Annotated in this window: 25 protein-coding genes and 1 pseudogene; 15 read left to right on the top strand and 11 right to left on the bottom strand. The window is 56.4% G+C overall.

Going from position 1 to position 22,682, the window contains the following annotated elements; translation table 11 throughout:
* Positions 1-8: 8 nt before the first annotated feature.
* Complete coding sequence (mrkB, locus tag ABLV64_RS22555; RefSeq protein ID WP_000820818.1) at positions 9-710, bottom strand: type 3 fimbria chaperone MrkB; 702 nt, start codon at positions 708-710, stop codon at positions 9-11.
* Positions 711-805: 95 nt separating this feature from the next.
* The gene (gene mrkA, locus ABLV64_RS22550) at positions 806-1,414 is read right to left on the bottom strand and encodes a type 3 fimbria major subunit MrkA (protein WP_000756959.1); all 609 of its coding nucleotides are present in this window, start codon (positions 1,412-1,414) and stop codon (positions 806-808) included.
* Between the two features lie 705 nt (positions 1,415-2,119).
* Here mrkA and ABLV64_RS22545 point away from each other — a divergent pair.
* Positions 2,120-2,329, top strand: a complete 210-nt coding sequence (locus ABLV64_RS22545) for a DUF1471 domain-containing protein (RefSeq protein ID WP_002916131.1) — start codon at positions 2,120-2,122, stop codon at positions 2,327-2,329.
* 95 nt (positions 2,330-2,424) lie between these two features.
* Here the strand turns inward: ABLV64_RS22545 and ABLV64_RS22540 are convergent, their stop codons facing one another.
* Complete coding sequence (locus ABLV64_RS22540; RefSeq protein WP_049004094.1) at positions 2,425-3,321, bottom strand: EamA family transporter; 897 nt, start codon at positions 3,319-3,321, stop codon at positions 2,425-2,427.
* An 81-nt stretch (positions 3,322-3,402) separates the two neighbouring features.
* Between ABLV64_RS22540 and ABLV64_RS22535 the strand changes: the two genes are divergently transcribed.
* The gene (locus tag ABLV64_RS22535; protein ID WP_004205381.1) at positions 3,403-3,909 is read left to right on the top strand and encodes a MarR family transcriptional regulator; all 507 of its coding nucleotides are present in this window, start codon (positions 3,403-3,405) and stop codon (positions 3,907-3,909) included.
* Here ABLV64_RS22535 and ABLV64_RS22530 read toward each other — a convergent pair.
* The 5 genes from ABLV64_RS22530 to yehD form a co-directional block, all read right to left on the bottom strand.
* The gene (locus ABLV64_RS22530; RefSeq protein ID WP_117263497.1) at positions 3,906-4,862 is read right to left on the bottom strand and encodes a nickel/cobalt transporter; all 957 of its coding nucleotides are present in this window, start codon (positions 4,860-4,862) and stop codon (positions 3,906-3,908) included. The genes ABLV64_RS22535 and ABLV64_RS22530 overlap by 4 nt on opposite strands.
* A gap of 152 nt (positions 4,863-5,014) precedes the next feature.
* The gene (locus tag ABLV64_RS22525) at positions 5,015-6,004 is read right to left on the bottom strand and encodes a fimbrial protein (RefSeq protein ID WP_348843151.1); all 990 of its coding nucleotides are present in this window, start codon (positions 6,002-6,004) and stop codon (positions 5,015-5,017) included.
* 12 nt (positions 6,005-6,016) lie between these two features.
* Positions 6,017-8,497 (bottom strand): fimbrial biogenesis outer membrane usher protein, encoded by a 2,481-nt coding sequence (locus tag ABLV64_RS22520; RefSeq protein WP_117263495.1) that lies wholly within the window; start codon positions 8,495-8,497, stop codon positions 6,017-6,019.
* A gap of 12 nt (positions 8,498-8,509) precedes the next feature.
* Positions 8,510-9,193, bottom strand: coding sequence for a fimbria/pilus periplasmic chaperone (locus ABLV64_RS22515; RefSeq protein WP_049004091.1), 684 nt, complete (start codon positions 9,191-9,193; stop codon positions 8,510-8,512).
* A gap of 61 nt (positions 9,194-9,254) precedes the next feature.
* Positions 9,255-9,797, bottom strand: coding sequence for a fimbrial protein YehD (yehD, locus tag ABLV64_RS22510; protein WP_004205371.1), 543 nt, complete (start codon positions 9,795-9,797; stop codon positions 9,255-9,257).
* Between the two features lie 347 nt (positions 9,798-10,144).
* On the opposite strand from yehD, the gene ABLV64_RS22505 reads away from it, so the two are divergent.
* A complete protein-coding gene (locus ABLV64_RS22505) occupies positions 10,145-10,390 on the top strand; it encodes a hypothetical protein (RefSeq protein ID WP_004205369.1) in 246 nt (81 codons plus the stop codon).
* A gap of 348 nt (positions 10,391-10,738) precedes the next feature.
* On the opposite strand, the gene ABLV64_RS22500 is transcribed toward ABLV64_RS22505, so the two are convergent.
* Positions 10,739-10,999, bottom strand: coding sequence for a hypothetical protein (locus tag ABLV64_RS22500; protein WP_004205367.1), 261 nt, complete (start codon positions 10,997-10,999; stop codon positions 10,739-10,741).
* A 168-nt stretch (positions 11,000-11,167) separates the two neighbouring features.
* Between ABLV64_RS22500 and fimB the strand changes: the two genes are divergently transcribed.
* The 10 genes and pseudogenes from fimB to ABLV64_RS22450 all read left to right on the top strand — a co-directional run.
* Entirely contained in the window at positions 11,168-11,773 is a 606-nt protein-coding gene (gene fimB, locus ABLV64_RS22495) for a type 1 fimbria switch DNA invertase FimB (RefSeq protein ID WP_004205366.1), read from the top strand.
* Between the two features lie 455 nt (positions 11,774-12,228).
* Complete coding sequence (gene fimE / locus ABLV64_RS22490; protein ID WP_004205365.1) at positions 12,229-12,837, top strand: type 1 fimbria switch DNA invertase FimE; 609 nt, start codon at positions 12,229-12,231, stop codon at positions 12,835-12,837.
* Between the two features lie 481 nt (positions 12,838-13,318).
* Entirely contained in the window at positions 13,319-13,867 is a 549-nt protein-coding gene (gene fimA / locus ABLV64_RS22485) for a type 1 fimbrial major subunit FimA (RefSeq protein ID WP_004205364.1), read from the top strand.
* Between the two features lie 71 nt (positions 13,868-13,938).
* Positions 13,939-14,475: a fimbrial protein gene (locus ABLV64_RS22480; RefSeq protein WP_004205362.1), complete on the top strand. Its 537-nt coding sequence runs from the start codon at positions 13,939-13,941 to the stop codon at positions 14,473-14,475.
* Positions 14,476-14,524: 49 nt separating this feature from the next.
* Positions 14,525-15,229: a fimbria/pilus periplasmic chaperone gene (locus tag ABLV64_RS22475; RefSeq protein WP_017899263.1), complete on the top strand. Its 705-nt coding sequence runs from the start codon at positions 14,525-14,527 to the stop codon at positions 15,227-15,229.
* A gap of 81 nt (positions 15,230-15,310) precedes the next feature.
* On the top strand, positions 15,311-17,923 hold the full coding sequence (locus tag ABLV64_RS22470; RefSeq protein ID WP_217324691.1) for a fimbrial biogenesis usher protein: 2,613 nt from the start codon (positions 15,311-15,313) through the stop codon (positions 17,921-17,923).
* A gap of 10 nt (positions 17,924-17,933) precedes the next feature.
* Positions 17,934-18,461 carry a fimbrial protein gene (locus tag ABLV64_RS22465; protein ID WP_004205358.1) on the top strand — a complete coding sequence of 176 codons (528 nt, stop codon included), beginning with the start codon at positions 17,934-17,936 and terminating at the stop codon, positions 18,459-18,461.
* A gap of 27 nt (positions 18,462-18,488) precedes the next feature.
* A complete protein-coding gene (locus tag ABLV64_RS22460; RefSeq protein WP_072500825.1) occupies positions 18,489-18,974 on the top strand; it encodes a fimbrial protein in 486 nt (161 codons plus the stop codon).
* Positions 18,975-18,991: 17 nt separating this feature from the next.
* Positions 18,992-19,897 (top strand): fimbrial protein, encoded by a 906-nt coding sequence (locus ABLV64_RS22455; protein ID WP_217325186.1) that lies wholly within the window; start codon positions 18,992-18,994, stop codon positions 19,895-19,897.
* Positions 19,894-20,547 (top strand): annotated as a pseudogene (locus ABLV64_RS22450) (fimbrial protein); the annotation flags it as partial. The gene ABLV64_RS22455 and the pseudogene ABLV64_RS22450, both read left to right, overlap by 4 nt.
* Before the next feature lie 80 nt (positions 20,548-20,627).
* On the opposite strand, the gene ABLV64_RS22445 reads toward ABLV64_RS22450, so the two are convergent.
* Together ABLV64_RS22445 and yjdI are read right to left on the bottom strand one after the other, a co-directional pair.
* Entirely contained in the window at positions 20,628-20,900 is a 273-nt protein-coding gene (locus tag ABLV64_RS22445) for a GNAT family N-acetyltransferase (protein ID WP_002916201.1), read from the bottom strand.
* Positions 20,901-20,911: 11 nt separating this feature from the next.
* Positions 20,912-21,142: a 4Fe-4S mono-cluster protein YjdI gene (yjdI, locus tag ABLV64_RS22440; protein WP_004205354.1), complete on the bottom strand. Its 231-nt coding sequence runs from the start codon at positions 21,140-21,142 to the stop codon at positions 20,912-20,914.
* Between the two features lie 224 nt (positions 21,143-21,366).
* Between yjdI and ABLV64_RS22435 the strand changes: the two genes are divergently transcribed.
* Positions 21,367-21,639, top strand: a complete 273-nt coding sequence (locus tag ABLV64_RS22435; protein ID WP_004205353.1) for a YtcA family lipoprotein — start codon at positions 21,367-21,369, stop codon at positions 21,637-21,639.
* A 6-nt stretch (positions 21,640-21,645) separates the two neighbouring features.
* Positions 21,646-22,671, top strand: a complete 1,026-nt coding sequence (gene mdtN, locus ABLV64_RS22430; protein ID WP_004205352.1) for a multidrug transporter subunit MdtN — start codon at positions 21,646-21,648, stop codon at positions 22,669-22,671.
* The last annotated feature ends 11 nt before the right edge of the window (positions 22,672-22,682 follow it).

The following is a 22,682-nucleotide window of genomic DNA, read 5'->3' as shown; positions in this document are numbered from 1 at the left end:
CTTTTCCCTTATTTAACGGCCACTTTCACTGCGACATCGGCGCCATAGTCATTAATGTTGTTAACGGTCAGGGTTTCGCCGCGGTTGACGGCGGAGGAAAGCGCCACCGTCTGGCTGGACTGCGGCGCCAGCATCACGGTTTTGCTGTTCAGGGCTTTACCGCCGTCGCGGGAAATACGGCTGACGGTAATGTAGAACGGCGTCGGGTTGTTGATGGCGAGACTACTGCCGCTGGCGGTCAGGGTCAGCTTCTCGGCCGCCGCATCGCGGTTGCCCAGTCCGGCAGGACGATAAATAAATTTAAAGCGCGAACGGATCGCCAGCTGCAGCACGTTCTGGCCTTCATTTTTCTGATTGGCCACCACCGGCGGTATTTCCAACAGATTCAGCCACCACAGCGTCTCTTTATCTTTCGCCAGACCGGCGCTGCTGCCGAGCTTAATACGCAGCGTCTGGCCGCTCTTGGCGTCAACGCGCGAAATCGGCGGGGTGATAATAAACGGGGTGGTAATGGTATCCGGTGTGGCATCGGCATCGCCGTTATCCAGCCAGGCCTGCGCCAGCGCCGGACGGTCGGCGTTATTTGAAAGCTGTACCGTTATTTCTTTTTCATTTCCTGGATAAATAAAGCGGGTACCGTTAACAATAATATTGTTGGCGTGGGCCGCAAAACTAAAAATGAAACAGAAAAAAAGGGCAATACGCTTCATGCTGACCTCAGAATAAAAATACAAGCGGCGGTCATCGCCGCTTTATTATTGTTATTAACTGCCCCATCGCGGGGCAGTTTTATTTTCTGACGGAATTACTGGTAAGTAATTTCGTAAGTCGCGTAGCTGTTAACCACACCAGTGGTCACAGTGGTCGGCGCGCTGGTGGCGTAGCCTACGTAGTAGGTGAAACGCGCGCCATCAGCGACAGCGGAAGCGTCGCCTTTCGCTTTCGGCTGAGTGCTGTCACCCGGGATGATTTTGTTGGTCAGCGCGGTAGCGTTGTCAGTAGACAGTACCAGCTGGATGTTCTGAGCACCGGAAGCTTCGGTGTTCGCCAGGTAGCCCTGTTGTTTGCTGGTAGCGCCAGCCAGCAGGTTACCGCCGGTCCAGTTTACGCCCAGTTTGCTTACGTCATCCTGTTTGGTGCCGTCAGCAGCCTGGCAGTTAGAGACGTCAATGGTGAAAGATTTCGGTTTCAGGTAAGTATCCGCTGCTGCCGCTTTAACTTCAGTCAGAGTTACCGGAGACAGGTAAACGTTCGCATCGCTGCCCTGGCCGTTAACAGAAACAGTACAGGATACATCGGTAACTTTACCGAAGAAATTAACCTGGCCGCCGCCAACATTGGTATCAGCTGCATGGGCAGCAGTCATGCCAAAAAACGCGGTTGCCATTGCTGCAGAGAGAAGAACCTTTTTCATTGCCATTTCCTTGTCAGAGTGAATTACGAATCAATGAGCACACTGTGAATTCGCATAGAACCAGAAACATCAGGCGATGCTGATTTATGCCACTGCTAATAGAATCTTCGACTGACCGGGAGCCGCAATATTTAAGGCGTCAGGTAACGAACTTAAAAATATAAGTTCGCTGGTGCTATCGGCGTCAAAGAATGCTATTTATTCGCCGACAAATATACATTTGTTCACGTTTCATTAAGTTATATAACAGATAATCGATAACTATTAATAAATGCTTATTGATAGATCAAAACGGGGTGATGGATGTTTACAGCGCGGAAAGCCTAACGCCAGGGCATGAGAGAAATGGCCGTCTCAGCATGCCGAAACGGCCGCCAGAGGGCTATTGCGAATCGTCCGAATCCGCCCCAACGGCGGCTAAAAACCGCCCAACTAATTCATACAACGAATGGTAACCGCGTAAATGAGGCGCATTCTACATTCTGATCGCAGGCAGTCCGCGTGATACTCCCATCAAAAAATAATCACTAATCCATTGTTTTTAAATTAAAAAATAGAGAAACGTTCATATCTCCGTCATCAAACCGCCATAAAAATGTGATCTAAATCGCACTTTTTGCCACGCGCGTTATAGTTAGCAGACTTATTATAAGCCCATCGAAAGCAAACACGCTTTCCACCATAAAAGTTAAAAGGACAAACACCATGAAAAACGTAAAATTACTCGCCGCTGCCGGTATGCTCTCCCTGGTCTCTTTCGCTAGCTTCGCTCATCCGGTGAGCGTAACAGCAGACACCCTGGACAGCGCAGAAGCGAAAATCGCGACCATTGCGAAAGAACAAGGCGCTTCCTACCACATCACTGAAGCGTACACCGGCAACCAGGTCCATATGACCGCCGAGCTCTCTAAATAAGCGAATGGTTGCAGAGGGAGCTGCCGGACAGGCCGCCTGCGGGCGGCTGGTCTGGCTCCCGCCGCCCACCCCGCACACAGCAATGTCGAGCCCCGTTATGGGGCTTTTTTCGTTTTTGCCCCCGCCGCCTGACGCGCCAGCGCGCGCTGAATAGACAACACGCTCGCCAGCACCACGATCAGCCCGACCAACGCCATCCCCTGGATCTTTTGGCCAAGGAAAATCCACCCCAACACCACGGCGGTCACCGGGCTCAGCAGGCTCATTGCCGATACCGCCACCGGCGAGAGGCGGCCAATCCCCCGGAACCACAGGCCATAGGCCAGCATCGCGCCCGCCACGCACAGCCACAGATAGCCGGCCACCTGCAGCGCTGTCACCTGTTGTAAAGGGGGATCAACGATCAGCGCCACGGGCGCCAGCACCACCCCGCCGATCGCCAGCTGCCAGCCGGTTAACGCGACGATCGGCAGGGAGAGCGCCCAGCGGCGGGAGAGCCAGGTGCCCAGCGCCATACTGATCGCCCCGAGAAACGCCGCGCCGATGCCCAGCGGGTCGAGGACGGTGCGCGGCGACAGCAGCAGCATGGCCATACCGAGTATGCCGGCGAGGGCTGAGAATACCGCCAGCCAGGGCGAGCGCTGCCGGTCTACGCACCAGGCGAGAATCATCACCAGCAGCGGCTGGATCGCGCCAATCACTGCCGCCAGACCGCCGGGTAAGCGATAGGCGGCGATAAACAGCAGCGCCTGAAATGCGCCGATATTTAAGATGCCGGTAACGATAAGCTTTAGCCATTCGCCGCGCTGTGGAAAGCGGCGGCTCCAGATCAGCAGGGCGATGCCTGCCGGCAAAACCCTCAGAAGGGCGGCGATAAACGGCCGGTCGGGGGGAAGAAACTGGGAGGTGACGATGTAGGTCGTCCCCCAGATAGCGGGCGCCAGCGCCGTGAGCAGCAGGTCGAGCATCAGACTACGCGAGAGAAAAGCCATGATTTTATCTTCACTTCAAGTTAAATTGGTGCCGCAAGTATGTACACGCAATTATCTTGATATCAAGACAAGTGAGCACTTATGGACAAATCACCGCCGATCGACGCCGTTGATCGGATCCTCGCCCAGTGGCAGCGCGAGCGGCCGGACCTCGACTGCAGCCCAATGGGGCCAATTGGCCGTCTGAAACGATGCGCCATGCTGCTGGAGCCGCAGGTGGAAGTGGCTTTTACACGCCATGAGCTGGTGCGCTGGGAGTTTGACATGCTGGCGACGCTGCGCCGCGCCGGGGCGCCGTTTATTCTTTCGCCTACCCAGCTCTTCTCCACGCTGATGATCACCTCCGGCACCATGACTCATCGCCTGAAGGCATTGGAGAAACGCGGATTTATTACCCGCCTGCCCAATCCGGAAGACGCTCGCAGTATGCTGGTCGCCCTGACGCCCGCCGGACGTGAACGCATCGATGAAGCGGTGGAGACCCATGTCGATAATGAACGGCAGCTGCTGGCGGGGCTCAGCGATGGCGAGCGCCAGCAGCTGGATCAGGCGCTGCGGGTATTGATGCGCCTGCTGGAGAGCCGTTAACAGCCGGCGGCGATAAAGTCGCCGTTAGCGCTGATCGGCACCACGGTGAAAAACAATCCCGCGGCAAAGAGGATCAGCGCCAGCCCGCCGAGGATCTTCACCAGCGGCACCAGCCAGGGCCGCGGACGGCTGGTCGCCGTCAGCCGGGTGACAGTACGGTGACGGGCATAGTGCACCGCCAGCGACAGACCAAGGATCGACAGTGCGGTGCCCAGCGCCATGGTCATCACTGCGGCGATGCCCCAGCTGACGATCCCCAGCGCGTTGGCGAACAGCAGGATCATAATCGCTCCGCTGCAGGGCCGGGCGCCGATGGCCAGCACCACGCCCAGGCGTGTCTTCCAGTCGGCGCCCTGCAGGTCGTGTCCCACGCCGTGGTGCCCGCAGCCGCACGAGGCATCATGCTGATGCGCCGGCCTCAGGGCGCGTATTCTCCTTTTACCCGGCAGCAGGCTCTGCAGCGCACGACAGATAACGTAAACCCCAAAGGCGGCGATGGTCAGGGCGCTGATCTTCTCGACGTACCAGCGGCTGGCGCTGAGATCGCCAGCGGACAGATTCAGCCCCACCGCGAGAATAAAGACAAACAGGATGGCGCTGACGCCCTGCAGCAGGCTACCGAGAAAAGGCACCACCCGCGCCGCGGTCAGGCTCTCCTGGTTGGTGCTCAGGTAAGTGGTGACGATAAACTTGCCGTGGCCCGGTCCGATAGCGTGCAGCACGCCGTAGAGAAAAGCGCCCACCAGCAGCCAGACGCCGCCGCTGTACTGATGGTTGTTCAGCAGCAGAAGGTACATCACCAGATAGCGATGCAAGGTAATTTGCGTGGCAAGGCACCACTGGAGGAAGTCGCTCCAGTGGCTGTGCAAGGTGATGCCGGCGGCCAGCAGAAAAAGGCCGCCGCTCCCGACGGCCAGCAGGCGCCAGTCGCGTTGCGCAAACGGAGTATTCATCAATATGCCATGGTGCAAAGACGTAAACCGCCGGACGCCCCTCTCACCTCCGGCGAGCGGTGTACCGGCCCTCCCGGCCAGGGTGAGCGGTACGCCTTCCCTGACCGTTTGGGATAACATTAGCCTGGAGCGCCGCCGACGGCAAAGCGGGATTAGTTGTTATTCACCACGATAATGACCCGGCTCTTGATTGTTCCGGTACGGATATTCTCACCATATTTCATGGGCTTGATGTTGAGAATGATGGGATTTTTCCCCTGGGTGGCGGCCTGAGGCGATTCGTACAGGTAGCCATTGTCATACTGGAGATCCGCGCCGTTGGCATCCTGAATACGGAATCCAACCTCACCAGCCCCGGTCGCGGACGACTCTTCATCGTTAGCTAACACCAGGCCGTTTTTCAGAAGCGATGCGCTCCGGAAGGTGTACTCAATTTTGCCCGGCGTCAGCTGCAGCATACCGGAGTCCCCCTGCCGGCAATCGATATAGATCATCTCCGGGCGGTAATCTACGGTCCCCTGTTTAATATCGATGAAATTATAATCACCCATATTAATTTCCGTCGTCGGGTTATCAAAGCCACAGGTCATCACGTTGATCTGCAGAATAATATGGAAAATATAGGTGATGGGGATGTCAGTGCACGTTTTGTCCTTGTTCTGACAGTACCTCAGATTAAGCTTATAACTTACCGTAAACGGCTGTCCAGGAGTGATCACCGGCCTGCCCGCGACCTCGCCCTGACTGATGGCATAGTCAATCGAGGCGGTATCGGTGAAAATATCCGACAATTTATAGTGGGCATTGGTGGTAAAATCTTTGCCAGACAAATTATGCGGCGACAGGTCGAATTTAATTTTATATTTTTCATTACCCACCAGAAAATTATACTCGGTGCTGTGCTGCGCTTCGCCCGTCAGGGTAATAACGACATTCTCTAATGACTGACAAACAAACAGCCAGTCATCATTGGGAAAGGTGCCCTCGCGTAACGCCTGTGTGCCGGAGAGGGTCACGGGTTTGAAAATATAGATACCGTAACCTTCGATCCCTTTCTGGATATAACTGGTGTTCAGGTCGCAATTCCCTGCCCAGGCGCCAAAAGTGCTGAAGGTGAACAGCAGAAACAGTAGCCATTTCATCGTCATAGTCCTTTACCGGCAGACGTAGGTCTGCGCTTCATCAATGTTTTGCTTAAAGGTGATCGTGCAGTACTGATTTTTTGCTTTATCGACAGCCACTTTCAGCGTCGACGGAATCGTATCCGTGCGGATATATAATAAGCTGCCCTGCCCCACGACCCCGACGTTGTGCCCGAGGTTATCCTCGATTTCATAACCAAACGGCAGCGGCTCGCCCGCGGCTTGTCGGGCATGAATCAACCACGGCTTACGCTGGTCGGTATCAAAGTGGCTGACCACCACAGCCCCCCGATACGGGGCCACCATTTTCCGATTGCCTTTCAGCTCCGTGGTGCTGTGGGAATCCGACACATCCAGCATCAGCGCGTTTTCACGGAACGGCGTGAGGTTGTCATAGAGCACAATCCCTTTCCCGTTAGTGGTGCGATATTTCTGCCCATTCACCCGAGCCCCCTCCAGGCCCGGCGCCTGCAAAATCGCGAAGGTATCTGATAATCGATTCGCCAGATTGATGCCCCCGGACCAGAGCACCACGCCACCGGAGAGACTCCCGCTGGCCTGCGTGTAGTTTGACGACTGGCTATAGCTGCCGCTCAGGGTCGCCAGCGGCGCATTCCAGGTGAGATTCGCCCCCGCGGCGGTTTCATTATTTTGCTGCTGATGGCTGAGGTTAACCCCGTAGCTGAACTGATCGCGGGAGCCGGCAATGCCGTTGAGTCCGGTGTTATTGGAGGCAAAGCCACTATTATCAAAGGTGGTGGAGTTCGACAGATTCAACCGACGGCGCGGCGTGGTCAGATCGTCCCCCCAGCTGAACGGAATAGAGAAATACAGGTTAAACCGCTTATCCTGGTGGTGATAATCGTCATAGGTCTGGCTGGCCGATAGCGTATAGGTCAGCCGCTGCCAGGTGTTTGAGTACCCCAGCTGATAATCTTTATTACTGCCGCTTTTTTCCCAGTAGTCGCGCCACAGGGCGCTCAGGGAGATCGCGCCATAGCCCGCCGGCAGCGCCTGGCTTAAATTGACCGACAGCGAGTTTTTTCTACCGAAATCATATTGATAATAATCGGCAATATCATAGATATCGTTTTCGTCACGGTGATAATGAGTTCTGTTCTTCGCCCACACGTGATCGTTAAAGGTGCGGAAATCCCGGCTCGAATAGCGGTAGGCCGCCAGGCCAAAACGGGTCTGGGTTGGGGTCAGGAATTTACTGTAGGCCACCTGATAGCTTTGACCATCGTAGGTGCCATCATCCTGTTCGCTATGCGACTGAGTGGCGTCGACAGAGATCGCGCCGAGCCAGGTATTCCAGCCCGTCCCGAGGGTAAAAGCCGAATAGTGATTGGACAGCATCGAACCGCCGTACAGCGTGAGCAGATTATTCACACCATACTGATAGGTCCCCTGAATAAAATCAGCCTGCCGATCGGCCCCCTCAATATGGCTGCGTCCGGCAGCAAGATCGTATTTCGAGACGCCAGCCTGCAGCATATTGGGTACAGAAGAAAAGGGCACCAGATAGCGGGTGACCGTCCCGTCCGCTTCCTTGATGCTCACGTCAAGGTCGGCCCCGCCGCCGGCCATCTGTAAATCAGCAATCGCAAAGGGACCGGGCGGCACCTCTTTCTGATAAATGACGAAACCATTTTGCTCAATGGTCACCAGGGCATTGCTTTGCGCAATCCCCTGGACTATCGGCGTAAAGTTGCGCCTGGAGTTGGGCAACATCTGCATGTCGCGATATAAGCGCACCCCGCGAAAACGCACGGTGTCGAAAATATCCCCTGACGTGTACATATCCCCGGCGCGAAACGTACTTTCTATCTCGCCGAAGCCTCGTTCCAGATAGAGCGTGTTACTCTTCCATTCACCCGAACCAGAATCATTATTGTTATAGCTGGCGTCAGAGTGCAGTTGCCATCCCAATAGATTTAAGCCGCTGGTAAAGCGGGCAAAGCTGCTTTTGTTATTCCCGGCGCTTTTATAATCGCTGTAATACTGACTGGCATAATAGGACGTGTAGAAGGCGTTCACCCCGCGGTCCCAGCTTTCCGGGGAAGCATAGCCCTCCTCCAGTTCATCAACAAACGCCTGCGGAACGCTGAGCTCGAGGGTCAGGGTGGAGATATCAAAATGGTATTTTCCACCCTGCACCGCCTGGCGCAACGTGATGCATTGCGCCTGAGCCTTTTTGTTCAGTCCCTCGGTCTTAATACCGAGCTGCTGCAGCTGGGATAATGACAGGCAGCTTTCCCCTGGCTGCTCCTTCACCGTCAGGTCATACTTCCCACGCCACTTATTATTGACATATACATCCAGGTTATATTCGCCCGCAACCAGTGCGTCATCTGTAAACTGATAGTGACTGTCTTTGACCCCTTTCATTCCTCCGAACATAAAGTTGGTATCAAAGGTCTCTTCTGCTGCCAGGGCTTCAGCAAATAATGATGCAATAATCGCCAGGGCCAGTGATGTCATCCTTAACATAACCACCTCTTTTTATTTTACGCTGATGCTATCACTAATATAATTTCCGTAATCATCAATAAGAGTTATTTTGTACTGTCTGGCGACACTGCCGCCGAGGGTGATAATTTGCTGAGAAAATGGTGCCAGCATAATGGCTTTACTGTTTCCCTTAACGTTATTTGTTTTAATTTCGGGAATAGTGATCCAGTTAGCACTGTTATTTTGTAGGAACAAGTTTTTGCCTTTTTGCTGCAGGACTAAATGATGAAAACTGGCCTGCGTAACGCCAGTGACACCTTCCGGGCGATAAAACAGCTTGATCCGGTTTTGTATTGCAAACTTCACCACATTTTTACTATCATTCACGCTGGCATTGGGTGGGATATCGAGGACATTGAGATAAAATAAACTTTCCTGGTTTCGCGGTAACGTATTGGCTAATGCTTTAATTTTAAGCTGCTGGCCGGTATTGGCTCTGACGCGCACCACCGGCGGGGAGATAAGAAAAGGAACACGAATGTTCTCCGGAGCAATGGATGTATTACCGTCGTCGATCCACGCCTGAACCAGGGCGCCGCGATCGCCGCGATTCATTAACTGTACCATCACCTCATTTTTAGCGGCCGGATAAATAACACGCGTTCCATAGATCACAATACCCGCCTGCGCAGGGATGATGAAAAATGTCAGTAGCAGCAGAATGAATCCTTTCATCTCTTTCACTCCATGTAAACAGAGACCCGGCGAACGCTCTGCGTTACGCCGGGTTACCACATCACTCGGTTACCACGGTCAGCGTAACGGTCGACTCTACATCGCCCTGGGTGACGGAAGAACCCTGAGCCACCAGCGCATACTGTGCTGAAAAATCAATGGTATAAACACCATTTTCATCGGGTTCGCCATTGAGCGAGATCAGCGAGTCGGCGTTCAGTTCGGCGTTATTTGCCGTCACCACAAAGCCGACGCCGGATGCGCCGCCCGTTACGGTATTTTTCGTAATGTTCGGGTAAGTCGTATCAAACTGGTTACGCGCCAGGCTTATTTTTGGCGGCTTACCGGTACATTTTAATTTTAATGGCACCGTGGTGCTGTTTTTAATACCGGTATAGGTGGCGCCGGCACTCAGGCCGGCAAGACTTTCCTGCCCCACCTGGTTCATCGTAATGGTCGTAGAGTTATTCCCGTCAAGAAATTGACATGTTGTACCCACAACGCGCCCGGTGATAATAACCTCGCCCTGGTCAGTTTCCGCAAAAGCGCCGGCGCTCATAAATACCGTAGACAGTACTGCTGCAGCAATAGTTAAACGCTTCATAAAATAGTTCCTTTTATTTATTTATCCACTTAGCTTGTGAGATGAGAAAAAACTCATGAGGTGAATATTGCACGCAATTAAAACACCGACAATATGTGCATTTAATTAACTTGATAAATATCAAGACAATTAATCCCTTCAGTTTATACCTGATACGAAAATCATGATACTAATATCGTATTATGGATTGCTAATTTAAGAATGAATTCGTCAACAAACTTGTCTAATAAAAAACAAACTTGCTGCCAGCGGCGATGCATTTCGTGCTATTCCCTGCTGAAATATATGATAATTCTATCGATTAATGCTAATAATTTATTGTATTTATCAAACCTAAGGCCACCCCCATGAAAAGATGCTTACTCGCCCTGGTGTGCGTCGCGCTGCTGACGCCCTCGCTTTCGGCGCAGGCGACCTGGCGCAGCGACCAGCGCCAGGACGCTCGCGATATCCGCCAGGATAGCCGCGAGCAGGGCCGTGAAACCAAGCAAGAGTGCGTCAGAAATAATAATCAAAGCAACGCCAGCTGCCGTCACGATAAGCGGGAAAACCGCCGCGAAGGTCGTCAGGAAGCCCGCGACGAAAAATGGTAAGTCAGCCTGCTCCGGTGGATATCAGATCGCGGACTTCTGCCACCGGAGCCTTTAACACCGCCTGCGACACCGGACCGTCGCGTCTGTCCCCTACCTGCTCTTTATTCTTAACTCGCCGCAGAATATTACCCACACCAGTCTGCAGCCTATGCCTCTCTTATACCCACCGCCTGATATCACCGCTTCCGCCGATTACCGCCCACGCTCCCACAGCACCATTAAGATTAAGCTCAACCCGTTAAATAAGACCTAAAGTGCCCTCACAGAGACAATGGCTATTATCCCCAGGCTTTTTGCAGTATGGTTTAATCTCTGTTGTAGTTTTGCAGTGAATGCTATCCAGACGGTTCAAGGTTGTATTCTGTCTGAGAAATTACTCATGCCATTCCCGTCGCTGAGATACGGGAGGCCGGCTGGCTGACGCCGTGCCGCCCCGACAGCCGGGAAATAAATCATGACGGCATTGATGGCCGCCTTGCCGTGGCCGGAAGCCAGTGCCTTCATCATCAAGCGGGCATCATCAAGAGGATCAGGGATGTACAGGACGTGGAAACCTCCAGGAAAGATTCGCCAGTTCAACCAGCTAACCCTTTCTTTACCCTTCAGCATACGGCGTCTTATCGCTGGGGATGGCGATAGCCCATGATACCGCATGCTCCCGTAGCAAATAAAAACGTTATCAGCACGCTGTTAAAAAATAAAAAGGCAGTCGCATTTAACAATGACCTGACGCAGGCCTGTAAAGCGTAATATTTGCCTGCCATAAAAGGGAACACTATGACGAATAACGCCGAGATAAAAAAAAGGAACTTCCTGACTCAGAATGAAATCGAGTCGCTACTTAAAGCCGCCGATAGCGGTCCCTATGCCGCACGTAATTATTGCCTGACGCTGCTGTGCTTCATCCATGGTCTGCGCGCCAGCGAGATCTGTCGCCTGAGAATATCCGATATCGACCTTGCTTCCCGCTGCGTTTATATCCATCGGCTAAAAAAGGGGTTTTCGACCACCCACCCTTTGCTGAATAAAGAGATCCACGCCCTAAAGCGCTGGCTGGCCATTCGCAACACCTGGCCGCAGGCCGCCAGCGAGTGGCTATTTCTCTCCCGCAAAGGCAATCCCCTTTCCCGCCAGCAGTTTTATCAAATTATCGCCTCCTCTGGCGACCAGGCGGGATTGCCGCTGGAGATCCACCCGCACATGCTGCGCCACTCCTGTGGCTTTGCGCTGGCCAATATGGGTATCGATACCCGTCTGATCCAGGACTATCTCGGACACCGCAATATTCGCCATACCGTCTGGTATACCGCCAGCAATGCGGGACGCTTCTATGGTATCTGGGACAATACGCGCGACAAACAGCGCCTGTCGCTGCTTCAGTAAGCCTGACGCCACGGATGGCGTTGTACCGCGTTGCGGGGAAATTAAATAGCAATAAATTAACCCTCAGTTAATTATGATTACTGTTCCCGCAAGTTCTTATTTAATCCTGCGGTCTCATCGTTAAATTGACCCTGTATTAATTCCGGTTTTGCCGTGATTCTTTATTGTTGGCTAAAAATCCATCCCGCTATTTTTTTAAAATCTACCGAGTGAAAAATCCCTTTTATTTTATGCACATGCTATAAAACCCGAGCAGATCTATTGTGACCTTGCTTAAAATCTCTAAAATTAAGAATTATCGCCAGGCGATATTTTGACTGGCTGTAAATATAATATGCTATCTATACGTGGTTAATCGCCTTCACCTTGTACCGTTCTTACATTACGGATCTTTTCCGTCATGGCGTATGGTTTCGCCATGACGACCCCTCACCTCTTTTTCAGGAGTAATTATTGTGAACCGACGTCGTTTTCTTACCGCCAAAGAAGTTCAGGCTATGATGCAGGCCGCGCGTCAGGGCGCCACCGGCGAGCGGGACTACTGCCTCATCCTTCTCGCCTTTCGCCACGGGATGCGCATCAGCGAACTGCTGGATCTGCACTATCACGATCTGGATCTACGGGAAGGCCGGGTCAATGTGCGGCGGTTGAAGAACGGTTTTTCAACTATTCACCCGCTGCGCTTTGATGAACGTGAGGCCATTGAGCGCTGGAGTCAGGTCCGCGCCGGCTGGAAAGCGGCGGCCAAAACCGACGCGCTTTTTATCTCCCGTCGCGGGACCCCGCTCTCACGCCAGCAGGCGTATCGTATTATTCGCTCCGCCGGGGAAAAGGCGGGTACCGTGACGCAGACCCACCCCCATATGCTGCGTCACGCCTGCGGCTACGAACTGGCGGAAAGAGGTACAGATACCCGTTTGATCCAGGATTACCTCGGTCATCGTAATATTCGACACACGGTACGCTACACCGCCAGCAATGCGGCGCGTTTCGCTGGAATATGGGAAAGAAATAATCTTATTGGAGAAAGCATTGCAGAATCGGGAGTTGATACAACTGATTGAATTTAATTAAAAAAATAAACCGTGAACAGGTCAATTGGGGCCAAACTGTTTATATCATAAAAATGTTTTGACATATTTTGCAACTCACCACGCCATATTTCTGCAGAAAAATTATTAACTACATGTTTTTAATATATTTTTAAAGCGTCAATTACGCACTTTTCCCCACCCTGCCCTCCCGTTGCATTGGCGCGCCTTCGCCAGCGGTATCTCTCTTCCTTTCGCACTCTCGCTAACATCACCAGATTAAATAACCAATAAAACCACATTAAACAGATTTTAATACCGTAAAACAGGCAAGATTAAACAACGAACAGATCGTTTATCTCAACGAGTCAAAATGGCCCCAATTGTCTCATCGGTTGGGCGAAAACTGTGCAGAGCCGGCAGCCAGACCACTCGGCTGAAATCTGAAATGCCTGGAAGGCACAACGGCTGCCAATCCGGTTCGTTATTTCGACATCGTTCAAAGGAAAACAGTATGAAAATCAAAACACTGGCAATGATTGTTGTGTCAGCTCTGTCTCTGAGCTCCGCGGCGGCCCTGGCCGATACCACCACGGTTAACGGCGGGACCGTCCATTTTAAAGGGGAAGTCGTTAACGCGGCCTGTGCGGTGGATGCCGGCTCTATCGATCAAACCGTCCAGTTGGGCCAGGTGCGTTCCGCGAAGCTGGCCACGGCGGGGAGCACCAGTTCGTCCGTTGGTTTCAACATTCAGCTGGATGATTGCGACACCACGGTAGCAACCAAAGCGTCCGTCGCCTTCGCCGGTACGGCCATCGACAGCAGCAATACCACCGTTCTGGCGCTGCAAAACTCTGCCGCCGGCAGCGCGACCAACGTCGGCGTGCAGATCCTCGACAACACCGGCACGCCGCTGGCGCTGGACGGCGCCACCTTCAGCGCAGCCACCACGCTGAATGACGGCACCAACATCATTCCGTTCCAGGCACGTTACTACGCCACTGGCGCCGCGACCGCCGGTATCGCGAACGCTGACGCCACCTTCAAAGTGCAGTACGAGTAAGGCAAACATCAGGCAAGGAAGCCATCCGGGCCAGGAGGGCCCGCGCTTAATTTTGCAACCGGGGTGAAACGATGCAGGGAATGAAATCGGGTCTGCTACTGCTGCTGCCTCCGCTGGCGCTGGCCGGTAATCAGTGGAACGTCACGCTGCCGGGGGGCAGCATGCGCTTTCAGGGCCTGATCATGGCCAGTTCCTGCCGCGTCGAAGCCGGCGATCGGCAGATGACGGTCAATCTGGGACAGATCAGCAGTAACCGATTTCACGACGTGGGCGAAGACAGCAACCCGATCCCTTTCACGATTCATTTACAGGATTGCAGTACGGCAGTCAGCCAGCATGTCGGGGTGGCATTTCACGGCGTGGCTGACGGCAAAAACCCCGACGTGCTGTCGGTGGGTGAAGGCCCGGGGATCGCCAGCGGGATCGGCATCGCGCTGTTCGACAGTCACGGCCAGCAGCTGCCTCTCAATCGTCCACCGGATCGCTGGGTGCCGCTCTACCGCGGACCGACGACGCTAAATTTCGTCGCCAAATATCGGGCGACCGGACGCCAGGTCACCGGCGGCGCGGCCAACGCCCAGGCCTGGTTCTCATTAACCTATCAGTAATCAACCCGCAGACCAGCAGGACAACACCGTGAGCAGACAAGGAGATAATGTGAGAAAAACAGCAACGACGATACGCGGCATACTGACGGGATGTGTGCTTTTCGCCGCCGGCGCGTTGAGCGCCAGCGCGCACGCGGGCGTCGCGCTGGGCGCGACCCGGGTCATCTACCCGGCGGGTCAGAAACAGGTCCAGCTGGCGGTGACCAATAACGACGACAACAGCACCTGGCTTATTCAGTCATGGGTGGAAAATGCTGATGGGCAGCGAGACGGCCGGTTTGTTATCACTCCCCCGCTGTTTGCCATGCAGGGCAAAAAAGAGAACACCCTGCGTATTATCGATGCGACCAATAACCAGCTGCCGCAGGATCGGGAAAGCCTGTTCTGGATGAACGTGAAGGCTATTCCCTCAATGGATAAATCGAAGCTCAGCGACAACACCCTCCAGTTGGCGATTATCAGCCGCATCAAGCTCTACTACCGACCGGCAAAACTGACCCTGCCCCCGGATCAGGCGGCGGACAAGCTGACCTTTAGCCGCAACGGATCGTCGCTAACGCTGACGAATCCTACACCCTATTACCTGACGGTGACCGAACTGAACGCCGGAACGCGCATTCTGGAAAACGCCCTGGTGCCGCCGATGGGTAAAACCAGCGTCAAGCTGCCTGCGGATGCCGGCAACACCATCACCTATCGCACCATTAACGATTACGGCGCGCTGACGCCGAAAATGAATGGCGTACTGCGTTAAATCTGGTGTGCCCCGCCGCGCGGGCCACGCTGCGCATGACCAGAAGCACTGACAGCCGGGCAACGTCGGACCGGAGGGATTATGTCACATCGAAAATATGGACTGGACCATGGGGGTCGCCGAAGCGCCCGGCGCCTGATTACGCCGGCGCTGACGCTGTGGCTCTGCTCACAGCCGTTCGCCGCGCAGGCGGACCTCTATTTTAACCCCCGCTTTTTAGCTGACGATCCGGCGGCGGTGGCAGACCTGTCGGGATTTGAAAAAGGCCAGGAGGTCCCGCCGGGCACCTATCGCGTCGATATTTATCTCAATAACGGCTATATGACCACCCGGGACGTCACTTTCCAGGCCGATGCGCAGGGCCATGGCCTGTCGCCCTGCCTGACCCGCGGCCAGCTGGCGAGCATGGGGGTGGATACCGGACGGGTGACGGGCATGGCGGCCCTGGACAGTACAGCCTGCGTGCCGCTAACGACGCTCATCAGCGAAGCCACCACCCGCTTCGATGTCGGCCAACAGCGCCTGTATCTCACCGTACCCCAGGCGTTTATGGGCAGCCACGCCCGCGGGTATATCCCGCCGGAGCTATGGGATAACGGCATCACCGCCGGGCTGATTAACTATAACTTCACCGGTAATAACGTCCATAACACCACCGGGGGCAACAGCCGTTACGCCTATCTGAATCTGCAGAGCGGCCTGAATTTCGGCGCCTGGCGCCTGCGCGATAACAGCACCTGGAGTTACAGCAGCGGCGGCAGCGCGTCATCCAATGAGAACCGCTGGCAGCATGTCAACAGCTGGCTTGAGCGGGACATCATTTCCCTGCGCTCGCGGCTTACCCTCGGGGATAGCTTCACCAACGGCGATGTCTTCGACGGGATCAACTTCCGCGGCGCGCAGCTGGCCTCGGATGACAATATGCTGCCGGACAGCCAGAAAGGCTTCGCGCCGGTGATCCACGGGATCGCCCGCGGCACCGCGCAGGTGTCAGTCAAACAAAACGGCTACGAAATCTACCAGAGCACGGTGCCGCCGGGGCCGTTTACCATCGACGATCTCTACGCCGCGGGCAACGGCGGCGATCTGCAGGTCACCATTAAAGAAGCGGATGGCACCCGCCAGGTCTTCAGCGTGCCCTGGTCAACGGTGCCGGTGCTGCAGCGCGAAGGCCATACCCGCTTCGCCCTCACCGCCGGGGAGTACCGCAGCGGCAACAGCCAGCAGGAAACGCCCGATTTTTTCCAGAGCACGGCCATGCATGGCCTGCCGGCCGGCTGGACCCTGTACGGCGGCACCCAGCTGGCGGACCGCTATCGCGCCTTTAACCTCGGGGTGGGGAAAAACATGGGCTATTTCGGCGCCTTATCGCTGGATATCACCCAGGCCAACGCCACCCTGCCTGACGACAGCGAGCATCAGGGACAGTCGGTGCGTTTTCTCTATAACAAGTCACTGGATGAGACCGGCACCAACCTGCAGCTGGTGGGCTACCGCTACTCCACCCGCGGCTACTATAACTTTGCCGATACCACCTACCGCCGGATGAGCGGCTACAGCGTGGAAACCCAGGACGGGATTATCCAGGTGAAACCCAAATTTACCGACTACTACAATCTGGCTTACAGCAAGCGCGGTAAGGTGCAGCTGAGCGTGACCCAACAGCTGGGGCGCACCGCCACCCTCTATCTGAGCGGCAGCCACCAGACCTACTGGGGCACCGACGATGCCGATGAGCAACTGCAGGCCGGCCTCAACGCCGCCGTAGACGATATCAACTGGTCGCTAAGCTACAGCCTGACGAAAAATGCCTGGCAGCAGGGGCGCGATCAGATGCTGGCGGTCAACGTCAATATCCCCTTCAGCCACTGGCTGCGTTCCGATAGCCGTTCGGTCTGGCGGCACGCCAGCGCCAGCTACAGCCTGTCGCACGATCTCAATGGCCGCATGACCAATCTGGCGGGCCTGTACGGCACCCTGCTGGAAGACAATAACCTCAGCTATAGCGTGCAGACCGGCTATGCGGGCGGCGGCAACGGCGACAGCGGGAGCACCGGCTATACCGCGCTCAACTACCGCGGCGGCTACGGCAACGCCAACGTCGGCTACAGCCGCAGCGATGGTTTCAAACAGCTCTACTACGGGGTCAGCGGCGGCGTGCTGGCGCACGCCAACGGCATCACCCTGAGCCAGCCGCTGAACGATACCGTAGTGCTGGTGAAAGCCCCCGGCGCCGGCGGCGTGAAGGTAGAAAACCAGACCGGGGTGCGCACCGACTGGCGCGGGTATGCCGTCCTGCCGTATGCCACCGAGTATCGCGAAAACCGGGTCGCGCTGGACACCAATACCCTGGCCGACAATGTCGATCTTGACGATGCAGTGGTCAGCGTGGTGCCTACCCATGGGGCGATCGTCCGCGCCAGCTTTAACGCCCAGGTGGGAATGAAGATTCTGATGACGCTGACCCATCGCGGCAAACCGGTGCCGTTTGGCGCCCTCGCCACCAGCGACAGCAACCAGAGCGGCAGCATCGTCGCGGATAACGGCCAGGTCTACCTGAGCGGGATGCCGCTGGCGGGCAAGGTGCGGGTGAAATGGGGCGATGCCCCGGACGCCCAGTGCGTGGCCGATTATCGTCTGCCGCCGGAGAGCCAGCAGCAGTCGCTCAGCCAGCTGTCCGTCGCGTGTCGCTAAGGAGATGATGATGAGAACACCGCAGTTTCTGCTGAGCGCCCTGCTCGCTCTGTTCGCGCCACTGGCCTTCGCTGCCGACAGCACGATCGCCATCAGCGGCTATGTGCGCGACAACGCTTGCGCGGTGGCCGGAGAGTCGAAGGATTTCACCGTCGATTTGCAGGACAACGCCGCGAAGCAGTTTTACGCCGTCGGGGCGACGACCCCGCCGGTGCCGTTCCGTATCGTGCTATCGCCCTGCGGCACTTCCGTCACCGCGGTGAAGGTCGGCTTCACCGGCGTGGCGGACAGCGTCAATACCAGCCTGTTAAAACTTGACGCCGGCGCCTCGGCGGCGGCGGGAATGGGGGTGGACATTCTCGACCAGCAGCAGTCCCGGCTGCCTGTCAATGCCCCGTCGTCAGCCATCGCCTGGACCACGCTGACGCCGGGCCAGACCAACATCCTGAACTTTTACGCCCGTCTGATGGCCACGCAGGTGCCCGTCACCGCCGGGCATGTCAATGCGACAGCAACATTCACCCTGGAATTTCAGTAAGTGGAGGCTGAAATGAAATGGACCCACGTGGGCTGGCTGCTGGCCGGCCTGTTAACCGCGAGCCCTTCCCTGCGGTCGGCCGACGTCACCCTTACCGTCAACGGGAAGGTGGTGGCCAGACCCTGCACGGTCTCCACCGTCAATGCCACCGTCGAGCTGGGCGATCTCTACACCTTCAGCCTGATTGGCGCAGGCTCGGCATCGGCCTGGCACAGCGTGGCGCTGGATCTCAGCAACTGCCCCGTCGGTACCTCACGGGTGAAGGCCACCTTCAGCGGGACCGCGGACAGCACCGGCTATTACAAAAACCAGGGGACGGCGGGCAATATTCAGCTCGAATTGCAGAGCGAGGATGGCACCACGCTGAACAATGGCAGCAGCCAGTCGGTACAGGTGGATGAGGCCAGCCAGTCCGCCCGCTTCCCGTTGCAGGTCAGGGCCCTGTCGGTCAACGGCGGCGCCACGCAAGGCACCATTCAGGCGGTGATTAACGTGACCTATACCTACGCCTGAGCCAGGAGAGCATCATGATGAAAAAAATTATCCCTTTATTCACCACCCTGCTGCTGTTGGGCTGGTCGATGAACGCCTGGTCCTTCGCCTGCAAAACGGCCACCGGCGCGACGATCCCCATCGGCGGCGGCTCAGCCAACGTCTACGTTAACCTGACCCCGGCGGTCAACGTCGGGCAAAACCTGGTGGTCGACCTCTCCACGCAGATTTTTTGCCATAACGACTATCCGGAAACGATCACTGACTACGTGACCCTGCAGCGCGGATCCGCCTATGGCGGTGTGCTGTCGAGTTTCTCTGGCACCGTGAAATATAACGGCACCTCTTACCCCTTCCCGACCACCACGGAAACGGCGCGGGTGATTTACGATTCCCGGACCGATAAGCCCTGGCCGGCCGTCCTGTATCTGACGCCGGTCAGCACCGCCGGCGGGGTGGCGATCGCCGCAGGATCGTTAATCGCGGTGCTGATCCTGCATCAGACCAACAACTACAATAGCGACTCCTTCCAGTTCATCTGGAATATCTATGCCAATAACGACGTGGTGGTCCCCACCGGCGGCTGCGATGTCTCCGCCCGCGATGTCACCGTCACCCTCCCCGACTACCCGGGCTCCATGGCCGTGCCGCTCACCGTGCACTGCGCGCAGAGCCAACAGCTGGGGTATTACCTCTCCGGCGCCACCGCGGACAGCGCTAACGCGATCTTCACTAACACCGCCTCCGCCTCGCCGGCGCAAGGGATAGGCGTCCAGCTTACCCGCAACGGCAGCGCCGTGCCGGCGAACAGCACTGTCTCACTGGGCACCGTCGGAACCTCGCCGGTCAATCTCGGCCTGACGGCGACCTACGCCCGAACCACAGGCCAGGTCACCGCCGGCAACGTGCAGTCGATCATCGGCATTACCTTTGTCTATCAATGATGACCGAGTACATCCTCTCTCCCTGCTCGCTGGCCGCCCGTGGGTTGAGCCAGCTGATGCACAACGCGGGGAAGCGGCCCGTCGTGCTGCCGGTGGAGGGCGTCTCTCTGCGGGAGCTGGCCGCGGTGAAGCGGATCGTGGTCTTTCTTCCTGACGATCCCCTGTGGATGCTCACCACACTGCGCCAGGCGGCCAGGCTGCTCGACCAGGCATCACGCCCGTTGCCGATGCTGATGCTTAGCCGCAGCCCGGCCATCTGGCTGTGGCGAACGCTGCTTTATCAGGTGAGCCATCCGGATCGTTTGCGCAACGTCCATGCCGCTCCTGCCGACCTCCCCTGCGCGCAATTGATCCATCGGCTGAAGAACGCGCCGCGGCTTGAACGCCTTGCCAGTGAAGCCGCCCTGATCCACCGAAAACGGGCCGCCGGATTAAGTCATGCCGAGCTCAAAGCGCTCCTCGCCCTGCTGCAAGGGCAGACGATAGGCGAGCAGTCGCAACGTCTCGGATTGAGCCAGAAAACGCTCTACGCTCAGCGGCTGGCGGGGGTGAAAAAGCTGGTGGAATATCACCCGCATCTGGCCCCTCGCTTTCCGCACAGGCAGCCGCCTCGTTCATCAGCAAACTCACGGTCGGCGTTTGTACAGGCATGAGGGGAAGCGATGAGTGACTAAAGGCGTGGATTCGCTGGCGAGAGAAAAGCGCACCGGTTTACACCGGTGCCGGTACGTCAGGCGCGAATATCGTCGTATTCACGGGTGTTATCGAATTCATGTTTGGCAAACGGGCAGAGAGGAATAATCTTCCGCTGCTCCTGGCGCATTTTTTCCACCACCTTCGCCACCAGCTGTTTCCCCACCCCCTGGCCTTTCAGGCTGGGATCGACATCGGTATGTTCGATAATGCTGAGGTGTTCGCCGGTGGGAACAAAAACAATCTCCGCGACCTGGTTACCCTGCGCGTCGTTAACATAAAATTTGTTGTGCCCTTCCAGTATTTCCATCTTCTCCTCGCTTATTTATGACGATATTGCAGCGCGCCGCTCGGGCAGGTATCGATCACCTTCACCACCGTCGCGACATCTACTTCATCCGGGATGATCCACGGCTTACGCTTGAGATTGAACAGCTTCGCGCTGCCGCGCACGCAGTTCCCGGAATGCTGACAGATCGCCGTATTAAAGTAGACGTCGATTTTCTCCCCGGTGTAGGCCCGGTAGCCGGCTTCCAGTAATTCCTTATCCATGACATTGCCTCGGTCTTGTTTTATGACTTTCAGGCTAAGCATAGTCCTCCGCTTGACGGCTGACTATGCGCAAGTCGGTAATGGGCGTGAGGAGAGCGATTTGGCGCATCCTCCCCCTCTCCCGGCGCGCAAGGATCCCGCAGTCAACGAACGGTTGACTTTCATTCCCGCAACGAGGCGATTACACTCATGACACACTGGTAAGAGCACTCAGGGATGTTCCATTGAATCATATTGCCACCATAGCCCGCCCAGCGCGGCTACTGCTCGTCTTGCCGCTGACCGGCTGCTCACTCTCACCAGCGATCCCGGTACTGGGCGCCGCATTCCCCGGCTGGTTTTTCTGCTTGTTGGGCGGGGCGTTTTTACTGATCCCCTGCCATATCCTGATTACCCGTAAAGGCTGGCAGCCTCGCTTTTCTCCCCTGGTCTTCAGCTATGTCGCGCTGATGTTCCTGTTCGCCACACTGCTGTGGTTTCTGTTTTTTGTTCACTGATCGCTTATGACTACTTCCCGCACTCCCCTGTTACGCAAGAAATGGCCTCTGCTGGCGCTGGTCCTGGCCGCCATCCTGGCACTGATCCTGGTTATCTGGCAGTTGCAAACGTCGCCAGAGACCAATGACGCCTATGTCTACGCCGATACCATCGATGTGGTGCCCGAGGTCAGCGGGCGCATCGTGGAGATGCCCATTCGCGATAACCAGCGGGTGAAAAAAGGCGATCTGCTGTTCCGCATCGACCCCCGCCCCTATCAGGCGATGCTCGATGATGCGAAAGCGCGGCTGACGACCCTCGACGCGCAGATTATGCTGACCCAGCGCACCATCAAAGCGCAGGAGTATAACGCCCAGTCGGTGGCGGCCGCCGTCGAGCGCGCCAGAGCGCTGGTCAAGCAGACCACCTCCACGCGCATCCGCCTTGAGCCGCTGGTGCCGCAGGGGTTTGCCTCGCAGGAAGATCTCGATCAGGCGCGCACCGCCGAGAAAGCGGCGCGGGCGGAGCTGGAGGCCACGCTGCTGCAGGCCAGACAGGCCTCGGCGGCTGTGACCGGCGTGGATGCCATGGTGGCGCAACGCGCCGGGATCCTGGCGCAAATCGCCCTCGCCGAACTGCATCTGGAATTCACCGAAGTGCGCGCGCCGTTCAACGGCGTGGTGGTGGCGCTGAAAACCACCGTCGGCCAGTACGCTTCGGCGCTGAAGCCAGTCTTCACCCTGCTGGATGACGACCGCTGGTATGTGATCGCTAACTTCCGCGAAACCGACCTGAACAACGTGCACCCTGGGGTGGCGGCGCGCATCACCGTGATGACCAACCACAACCGGACCTTTAACGGGGTGGTGGATTCGGTCGGCTCCGGCGTCCTGCCCGAAGGCGGGAGCGTCATCGAAGGCCTGCCGCTGATCCAGAAAAGCATTAACTGGGTCCACGTCTCGCAGCGCTTCCCGGTGAAAATCGCCGTCAGCGATCCCGATCCGGAACTGTTCCGCATGGGCGCCTCGGCCAGCGCCGTGCTGCAGCCGTAGCCGGGCGACGC

The sequence above is a fragment of the Klebsiella sp. JB_Kp031 genome (assembly GCF_040064295.1).
Classification (GTDB): domain Bacteria; phylum Pseudomonadota; class Gammaproteobacteria; order Enterobacterales; family Enterobacteriaceae; genus Klebsiella; species Klebsiella quasipneumoniae.
This window is presented reverse-complemented; position numbering and strand designations above follow the sequence as displayed.

What these genes read in the sequence shown, in the direction of transcription:
- mrkA (WP_000756959.1), bottom strand. Translation starts at nt 1,414, where the DNA reads ATGAAAAAGGTTCTTCTCTCTGCAGCAATGGCAACCGCGTTTTTTGGC.
- ABLV64_RS22545 (WP_002916131.1), top strand. Translation starts at nt 2,120, where the DNA reads ATGAAAAACGTAAAATTACTCGCCGCTGCCGGTATGCTCTCCCTGGTC.
- ABLV64_RS22465 (WP_004205358.1), top strand. Translation starts at nt 17,934, where the DNA reads ATGAGAACACCGCAGTTTCTGCTGAGCGCCCTGCTCGCTCTGTTCGCG.
- ABLV64_RS22455 (WP_217325186.1), top strand. Translation starts at nt 18,992, where the DNA reads ATGAAAAAAATTATCCCTTTATTCACCACCCTGCTGCTGTTGGGCTGG.
- fimB (WP_004205366.1), top strand. Translation starts at nt 11,168, where the DNA reads ATGACGAATAACGCCGAGATAAAAAAAAGGAACTTCCTGACTCAGAAT.
- ABLV64_RS22445 (WP_002916201.1), bottom strand. Translation starts at nt 20,900, where the DNA reads ATGGAAATACTGGAAGGGCACAACAAATTTTATGTTAACGACGCGCAG.
- ABLV64_RS22470 (WP_217324691.1), top strand. Translation starts at nt 15,311, where the DNA reads ATGTCACATCGAAAATATGGACTGGACCATGGGGGTCGCCGAAGCGCC.
- ABLV64_RS22505 (WP_004205369.1), top strand. Translation starts at nt 10,145, where the DNA reads ATGAAAAGATGCTTACTCGCCCTGGTGTGCGTCGCGCTGCTGACGCCC.
- mrkB (WP_000820818.1), bottom strand. Translation starts at nt 710, where the DNA reads ATGAAGCGTATTGCCCTTTTTTTCTGTTTCATTTTTAGTTTTGCGGCC.
- ABLV64_RS22540 (WP_049004094.1), bottom strand. Translation starts at nt 3,321, where the DNA reads ATGGCTTTTCTCTCGCGTAGTCTGATGCTCGACCTGCTGCTCACGGCG.
- fimA (WP_004205364.1), top strand. Translation starts at nt 13,319, where the DNA reads ATGAAAATCAAAACACTGGCAATGATTGTTGTGTCAGCTCTGTCTCTG.
- ABLV64_RS22525 (WP_348843151.1), bottom strand. Translation starts at nt 6,004, where the DNA reads ATGAAATGGCTACTGTTTCTGCTGTTCACCTTCAGCACTTTTGGCGCC.
- mdtN (WP_004205352.1), top strand. Translation starts at nt 21,646, where the DNA reads ATGACTACTTCCCGCACTCCCCTGTTACGCAAGAAATGGCCTCTGCTG.
- yjdI (WP_004205354.1), bottom strand. Translation starts at nt 21,142, where the DNA reads ATGGATAAGGAATTACTGGAAGCCGGCTACCGGGCCTACACCGGGGAG.
- ABLV64_RS22480 (WP_004205362.1), top strand. Translation starts at nt 13,939, where the DNA reads ATGCAGGGAATGAAATCGGGTCTGCTACTGCTGCTGCCTCCGCTGGCG.
- ABLV64_RS22500 (WP_004205367.1), bottom strand. Translation starts at nt 10,999, where the DNA reads ATGCTGAAGGGTAAAGAAAGGGTTAGCTGGTTGAACTGGCGAATCTTT.
- ABLV64_RS22520 (WP_117263495.1), bottom strand. Translation starts at nt 8,497, where the DNA reads ATGTTAAGGATGACATCACTGGCCCTGGCGATTATTGCATCATTATTT.
- ABLV64_RS22515 (WP_049004091.1), bottom strand. Translation starts at nt 9,193, where the DNA reads ATGAAAGGATTCATTCTGCTGCTACTGACATTTTTCATCATCCCTGCG.
- ABLV64_RS22535 (WP_004205381.1), top strand. Translation starts at nt 3,403, where the DNA reads ATGGACAAATCACCGCCGATCGACGCCGTTGATCGGATCCTCGCCCAG.
- yehD (WP_004205371.1), bottom strand. Translation starts at nt 9,797, where the DNA reads ATGAAGCGTTTAACTATTGCTGCAGCAGTACTGTCTACGGTATTTATG.
- ABLV64_RS22530 (WP_117263497.1), bottom strand. Translation starts at nt 4,862, where the DNA reads ATGAATACTCCGTTTGCGCAACGCGACTGGCGCCTGCTGGCCGTCGGG.